A 7,118-nucleotide genomic window follows, 5' to 3' on the forward strand; every position below is an offset into this window, starting at 1 on the left:
GCTTTCGCGCTTTCCCTTTCCAGCGGTTCCAACCTTACCAGACTCGATTTCGTTCCGTTTCCGGTTCGAATTCGATTTCCAGTGGCCGTTGAAGTGGCCTTGCCTTTCGGCTGATCCGACTTTATCAGAAGCAGTTCGGCCGAACTAATCGGCTTCCCGATCCAAAGAGTGGGAATCAATGGCTCTGCGGAAATGCAATTTCCGGTGAGAGCGAGATGACGCTAACTGCTGGGCCCGAACTTGTCCAGTTCGAGGCAACCGTTCTAATCTACCTCCCCCAGTCCGCCGTGTCAACGTTTTTCTGGGGCGAGGAGGAGACTAGCAGGTCAGGAGAGGCCTACGCACATCAGGCGGCAACCGGGAGTTCGGCGCTCCGTTCGGAGTCGGCAATGTCGCCGGCGTCGCCGGTTCCGGCCGCGCGGCCGCCCAGGATGTAGACGTAGGCGAGGAAGGCCAGCTCGGCGGCGATTCCGATGGCGATACGGGCCCATGTCGGGAGGCCCGACGGGGTGACGAAGCCTTCGATGACACCCGAGACGAACAGGATCAGGGCCAGGCCGATGGCCATGCCGATCGCGGCGCGGCCCTGCTGCGCCAGAGCTGTGCGCCGGGTGCGGGGGCCGGGGTCGATGACCGTCCAGCCCAGGCGGAGGCCGGTGCCGGCCGCCACGAAGACGGCGGTGAGTTCGAGCAGTCCGTGCGGAAGGACCAGGCCGAGGAACGTGTCGAGCCGGCCGGCCGAGGACATCAGTCCGATGCCTACCCCGAGGTTGAGCACGTTGAGGAACAGGATCCAGATCACCGGGACGCAGAGGAATGCGCCCAGCACCAGGCACATGGCTGCGGCCTGGGCGTTGTTCGTCCAGACCTGGGCGGCGAACGAGGCCGCGGGATGGCTTGAGTAGTAGGTCTCGTACCCCCCGCCGGGACTGGTCATGCGGCGGAGGTCTTCCGGGGCGGCGATGGCCGACTGGACTTCCGGGTGGGTACCGATCCACCAGCCGATCAGCGCGGCCAGGAGCGTGGAGAGGACGGCCGTGGGTATCCACCAGTGCCTGGAGCGGTAGACCGCCGCGGGAAACCCTGCCGTGAGGAAGTGCGCGGCGTCGCGCCACGAGGCGCGACGGGTCCCGGTCACCGTGGAGCGGGCCCGGGCCACCAGCTGCGTGAGGCGCGCGATGAGCAGCGGGTCGGAAGCGACGGACTGGATCAGGGAGAGATGGGTTGCCGTGTGCTGGTAGAGGTCGACGAGTTCGTCGGCTTCCGCGCCTGTGAGCCTGCGCCCGCGGTGCAGGAGGTGATCCAGACGGTCCCACTCACTGCGGTGGGCGTTGACGAAGACGTCGAGGTCCATGGTCGGCTGCTGCTCCAGGCATGGGTGCGTACGGGTCCGTACTGCTGCGGCGCGTTTGCGGGTCAGCTTGGCAGACTGTGGCCCCGAGGGGCAGGGATGGTCGGCGAAGGGTGGGGCGGCGATGAGTGAGCTCGTGACCGGGGACGCGGTCGTGCTGGGTTTGCGGCCGGCGAAACTGCCGAGCCGTGCACTGGCTCTGGCCATCGATCTGGTGGTGGTGGGGACGGCGTTCGTCCTGGTGTCGGTCGGTCTGGCCGTGGCGACGACCTCCCTGGACGGGGCAGCATCCGCCGCCGTCTCCGTGGCGACGTTCCTGCTGGTGCTGGTGGGAGCGCCGATAGCGGTGGAAACGCTCAGCCACGGCCGTTCACTGGGGAAGCTGGCGTGCGGGCTGCGGGTGGTGCGGGACGACGGGGGGCCGATCCGGTTCCGGCACGCGTTGGTGCGTGGGGCGATGGGTGTCGTGGAGATCCTCATGACACTCGGGGTGGTCGCCTCCATCGCATCGCTCGTGTCGGCGCGTGGGAGGCGGCTCGGGGATGTCTTCGCGGGGACGCTCGTCGTACGGGAGCGGCTGCCGGCGGGCCGGGCAGCCGCTGTTCCGCCCCCGCCGCCCTGGCTGGTGGGACGGTTCGCCGGGCTGGATCTGTCGGCGGTTCCGGACGAACTGTGGCTGGCGGTGCGCCAGTACCTGACGCGGATGCACCAGTTGGACGCCGACGTGGGCCGGACCATGGCCGGTCGGCTGGCCGGAGAGCTCGCCGGGTGGACCGGGGTTCCGGCTCCGGTGGGCGTACCCGCCGCCGCGTACCTGGCGGCCGTGGTGAACGAACGGCAGGCTCGGGACGCGCACCGGATGTTCGCCGCTTCTGTGAGTGGCCGGATGATGCGGGGCTCGGAGGCTGCCCCTGGCGCCCCTGCTGCCCCTGCTGCCCCTGCTGCTCACTCGGTGCCTGTGGCACCTGCGACCCCTGGAGCACTTGGGACACCTGTTCGGCCTGCGGGACCCGGGGATGCCGCGGTTCCCGGGGCGGACCGGGCGCGTCCGCCCGCTACCGGGTTCGCTCCGCCCGCCTAGAGCCTTCGGACCGCCTGATCCGCCGCGTCAGCAACCCTGCGGGGGCGCTGCACCTAGCGGGTCGAGGGCGGGGATTCCAGCTCTTCGAGCTCGATGCCCGGGGCCGAGAGGACGACGTCGCCGGCGATGTGGATGGTGTGCTGCTCGCCGGTGTCCAGGGCGTTGACCTGGTATTCGTCCACGGTCAGCGGGCCGTTGTCAGTGGCGTGCGCTTCACTGTTCACCAGGGCCCAGGACTGGTCGACGGTACGGGGGGCGAGGACCGGATCCGTGAAGGCGACGACGCGGAGACGGGTCGCGGGGGAATCGGGGGTGAGGCGCAGCAGGCGTGCGGTCGCGATGAGGAAGGCGGGGGAAGTGCCGGTGAAGGTGTGGGCGCGGACATTGCCTTCGTTGGCGTGAGTGCCGGTCGGATCGGTGCGGACCCAGGTGACGCCTTCGAGGGCGGCGCCGCGGATCTGCCAGCTCGCGGCGTGGAGTTCGAGACGGATCGGGCGGCCGAGTTCGTCCAGGGTGAGATCGATGGATCCGAGGTGGTCGCCGGACGGGGCGGTCGTCTGGGAGACATAGCGCCAGCCGGAGGGGCCGGGGGCGCAGTGGAAGTGCTCTTCACCGAGGGGGGTGTGGTCGTGGAGATCGTGGAGCGAATAACGGCCGCGGGGCATGGGGTCCTTCGGGTTCCTCGGGCTGTGCGGGTGCGGTACGGCGCAGGCCCCCGACACGGGGGTGCGGGGGCCTGCGTTCGTAGCTGCTGCGCTGCGCTGCTGCTGAGTCACCGGGCCTGCTGACGCTGTCGCGTCCGCGGGCTCCGGGTCGGGGGCCGCGGGGTCTGCCGGTGGCCGGTTGTCACCGACCGGTCGGGCCGGTGACCGGTCACCGGCGGACCGCCGCGGTTACGGGATCAGTAGCGGTAGTGGTCGGACTTGTACGGGCCGTCGACCTCGACGCCGATGTAGGCGGCCTGCTCGGGGCGGAGCGTCGTGAGCCTCACTCCGAGCGCGGCGAGGTGGAGGCGGGCGACCTTCTCGTCGAGGTGCTTGGGCAGCACGTAGACGTCGGTCGGGTACTCCTCGGGCTTGGTGAACAGCTCGATCTGGGCCAGGGTCTGGTCCGCGAACGAGTTGGACATGACGAACGAGGGGTGGCCCGTCGCGTTGCCCAGGTTCAGCAGGCGGCCCTCGGACAGCACGATGAGGACCTTGCCGTCGGGGAACGTCCAGGTGTGGACCTGCGGCTTGACCTCGTCCTTGACGATGCCGTCGATCCTGGCGAGGCCGGCCATGTCGATCTCGTTGTCGAAGTGGCCGATGTTCCCGACGATGGCCTGGTGCTTCATCCGGGCCATGTCGCCGGCCATGATGATGTCCTTGTTGCCCGTCGTGGTGACGAAGATGTCGGCCTGCTCGACGACGTCGTCCAGGGTCGCGACCTGGTAGCCGTCCATCGCCGCCTGCAGGGCACAGATCGGGTCGATCTCCGTGATGATCACCCGGGCGCCCTGGCCGCGCAGGGACTCCGCGCAGCCCTTGCCCACGTCGCCGTAGCCGCAGACGACGGCGGTCTTGCCGCCGATCAGGACGTCGGTGGCGCGGTTGATGCCGTCGATCAGCGAGTGGCGGCAGCCGTACTTGTTGTCGAACTTCGACTTGGTGACCGCGTCATTGACGTTGATCGCCGGGAACAGGAGGGTGCCGTCGCGGTGCATCTCGTACAGCCGGTGCACACCGGTGGTGGTCTCCTCGGTGACACCGCGGATCTCGGACGCCAGCTGGGTCCACTTCTGCGGGGCCTCGCCGAGGGTGCGGTTCAGCAGGGTGAGGATGTACGCGTACTCCTCGCTGTCCGCGGTCGACGGGTCCGGGGCCGCTCCGGCCTTCTCGAACTCCACGCCCTTGTGGACGAGGAGGGTGGCGTCACCACCGTCGTCGAGGATCATGTTCGGTCCGCCGGTGGGGGTGTTCGGCCAGGTCAGGGCCTGCTCCGTGCACCACCAGTACTCCTCGAGCGACTCGCCCTTCCAGGCGAAGACGGGGACGCCTGCGGGGGCGTCCGGAGTGCCGTTCGGACCGACCGCGATGGCCGCGGCCGCGTGGTCCTGGGTCGAGAAGATGTTGCAGGAGGCCCAGCGGACCTCGGCGCCGAGGGCGACCAGGGTCTCGATCAGCACGGCCGTCTGCACGGTCATGTGCAGCGAACCGGTGATGCGGGCGCCGGCCAGCGGCTGCGCGGCGGCGTACTCCTTGCGGATCGACATCAGGCCGGGCATCTCGTGCTCGGCCAGGGTGATCTCCTTGCGGCCGAAGGCTGCGAGGGAGAGGTCGGCGACCTTGAAGTCCTGTCGATTGGTGACCGTTGTCATAACGGGCTGCTCCTCGTGATGGGTCGAGGGTGGATGGGCGGCTCTGCGGCGTCGGGCACACGAATGCCCGAGCAGCTCGCAGCGCAGTCCGTCGGAGGCCCTCTCTCCCTCGGCCGGTCCGTGGATACGGACCGATCGACCGCCATCAGCAGCGACGTCTGGCACTGCTGTCGAATCTACACCGAACGGCCCAGCCGCTCCCAGCCCACCGGGTCCGGGAGCGGCCTCGAAGGCGCGTCAGGTGCGTTCAGTGGCCGGTTTCCGTCGGGTCGGCCGGGGTCTCGGGGGCCTCGTCGGGTGCGGATGCGGATGCGGTGGCCGGGGGTTCGGCGGCCACGGCGGTCGAGCCGCCCGGGCCGCCGGCCGGGTCCTTGGCCGGGTTGGTGCCGGACCGGGCCGCAGCCTCGTTGTAGATGTCCGGTTCCAGGTAGATGACCCGGGCGATCGGGACCGCCTCGCGGATGCGGGACTCGGCGGCGTTGATGGCGTTGGCGACCTCGGTGGCCGTGTCGTCGTGCTGGACCGCGATCTTGGCGGCGACCAGCAGCTCTTCCGGGCCGAGGTGGAGCGTACGCATGTGGATGATGCCGGTGACGGTGTCGCCGTCCACGACCGCGGTCTTGATCTTCTCGACCTGGTCGGTGCCGGCGGCCTCGCCGAGCAGCAGGGACTTGGTCTCGGCGGCCAGGACGACGGCGATCACGATCAGCAGGATGCCGATGCAGAGGGTGCCGATGCCGTCCCACACCCCGTCACCGGTGCCGACGGCCAGGCCCACGCCGCCGAGGGCGAGGACCAGACCGATGAGCGCGCCGAAGTCCTCCAGCAGCACGACGGGGAGTTCCGGGGCCTTCGCGCGGCGGATGAACTCGGTCCAGGACAGCGCGCCGCGGGTCTCGTTGGACTCCTTGATGGCCGTACGGAAGGAGAAGCCCTCGGCGATGATCGCGAAGACCAGTACACCGACCGGCCAGTACCAGGCCTCGATCTCGTGCGGGTTCTTGATCTTCTCGTAGCCCTCGTACACCGCGAACATGCCACCCACGGAGAACAGCACGATGGAGACGAGGAAGGCGTAGATGTAGCGCTCGCGCCCGTACCCGAAGGGGTGCTGGGGGGTGGCCTCGCGCTTGGCCTTCTTGCCGCCGAGCAGCAGCAGCCCCTGATTGCCCGAGTCGGCGAGCGAGTGGACGCTCTCCGCGAGCATCGACGACGAGCCACTGAACAGGAACGCCACGAATTTGGCCACTGCGATCGCGAGGTTGGCGCCGAGCGCCGCCACGATCGCCTTGGTTCCGCCTGACGCACTCATGGGTGCCTGGTGTCCCTTCGTTCGGTGCTGCGGCTCCGGCAGCCGCGGTACGGCCGGACATTGTTGCAGTCCATGGTGCGGACGGTACGTCAGGCCACCACAGTGGCACGGAACAGCGTGCCCGCACCGGACACTTCGGCCTTTTCCCCGGCCGGTACGAAGACCGAGTCGCCGGGTACGAGACCGAGTTCGCCGGTCCGTGGCGCGCCCGCCGTGCAGAGCAGGATCTGGGGGGTGGCCGCGGTCACGTCGACGGGGTCGGCGCCCGGTGAGAGGTCGAAGCGGGAGAGCCGGAACTCGTCGACCGGCGTCTCGTACAGCTCCTCGCCGGACGGGGAGGCCTCGGGGCGCAGGATCCCGGGATCGGTCGCCTCGAAGCGGACGATGCGCAGGAGCTCGGGTACGTCGATGTGCTTGGGCGTCAGTCCGCACCGCAGCACGTTGTCCGAGTTGGCCATGATTTCGACGCCGAGGCCGTCGAGGTAGGCGTGCGGGACTCCGGCGCCGAGGAACAGCGCCTCGCCGGGCTGGAGTTGTACGTAGTTCAGCAGCATGGCCGCGATGACGCCCGCGTCGCCCGGGAAGTGGTAGGCGATGCGCGCGTACGGGGCGTACGCGCCGCCGAGCCGTTCCGCGGCGGCTGCCGCGGCGGTCACCGTCTCCGCCATCTGTGCCGGATCCGCGGTGAGGATCGCCGTGAGGACCTCGCGCAGCGCGGCCTCCTCCGGGTGGGCGCGGAGCAGATCGGCGTACGGCTTGAGGGAGTCGACGCCCAGCCCCTCCATCGTCTCCGCCGCCTCGACGGGCCGGCGGAAGCCGCACAGGCCGTCGAAGGGAGTGAGGGCGCAGATCAGTTCGGGCTTGTGGTTGGCGTCCTTGTACGTGCGGTGGGGGGCGTCGATCGGGACAGACCGGCGCTCCTCGTCCGCGTACCCCTGCTGCGCCTGGGCGAGGTCGGGGTGGACCTGGAGGGAGAGCGGGGCTCCGGCGGCGAGCAGCTTGAGGAGGAAGGGGA

Annotated in this window: 6 protein-coding genes; 1 reads left to right on the forward strand and 5 read right to left on the reverse strand. The window is 69.5% G+C overall.

Annotated features, from left to right (window positions below; genetic code table 11):
* Positions 1–346 precede the first annotated feature (346 nt).
* Entirely contained in the window at positions 347–1,354 is a 1,008-nt protein-coding gene (locus J1C73_RS21890) for a stage II sporulation protein M (protein ID WP_207317913.1), read from the reverse strand.
* Positions 1,355–1,475: 121 nt separating this feature from the next.
* Here J1C73_RS21890 and J1C73_RS21895 point away from each other — a divergent pair, with 121 nt between their 5' ends.
* Entirely contained in the window at positions 1,476–2,432 is a 957-nt protein-coding gene (locus J1C73_RS21895; RefSeq protein ID WP_207317914.1) for an RDD family protein, read from the forward strand.
* Between the two features lie 53 nt (positions 2,433–2,485).
* Here J1C73_RS21895 and J1C73_RS21900 read toward each other — a convergent pair whose 3' ends face one another.
* The 4 genes from J1C73_RS21900 to manA all read right to left on the reverse strand — a co-directional run.
* Positions 2,486–3,097, reverse strand: coding sequence for a hypothetical protein (locus J1C73_RS21900; protein ID WP_124284155.1), 612 nt, complete (start codon positions 3,095–3,097; stop codon positions 2,486–2,488).
* 236 nt (positions 3,098–3,333) lie between these two features.
* Positions 3,334–4,791: an adenosylhomocysteinase gene (gene ahcY, locus J1C73_RS21905; protein WP_207317915.1), complete on the reverse strand. Its 1,458-nt coding sequence runs from the start codon at positions 4,789–4,791 to the stop codon at positions 3,334–3,336.
* Between the two features lie 247 nt (positions 4,792–5,038).
* Positions 5,039–6,103 carry a cation diffusion facilitator family transporter gene (locus tag J1C73_RS21910; RefSeq protein ID WP_207317916.1) on the reverse strand — a complete coding sequence of 355 codons (1,065 nt, stop codon included), beginning with the start codon at positions 6,101–6,103 and terminating at the stop codon, positions 5,039–5,041.
* 89 nt (positions 6,104–6,192) lie between these two features.
* A partial coding sequence (manA, locus tag J1C73_RS21915; protein ID WP_207317917.1) for a mannose-6-phosphate isomerase, class I occupies positions 6,193–7,118 on the reverse strand: 926 nt, incomplete at its 5' end.

The sequence above is a fragment of the Streptomyces laculatispora genome, assembly GCF_017353455.1.
Taxonomy (GTDB): Bacteria; Actinomycetota; Actinomycetes; order Streptomycetales; family Streptomycetaceae; genus Streptomyces; species Streptomyces laculatispora.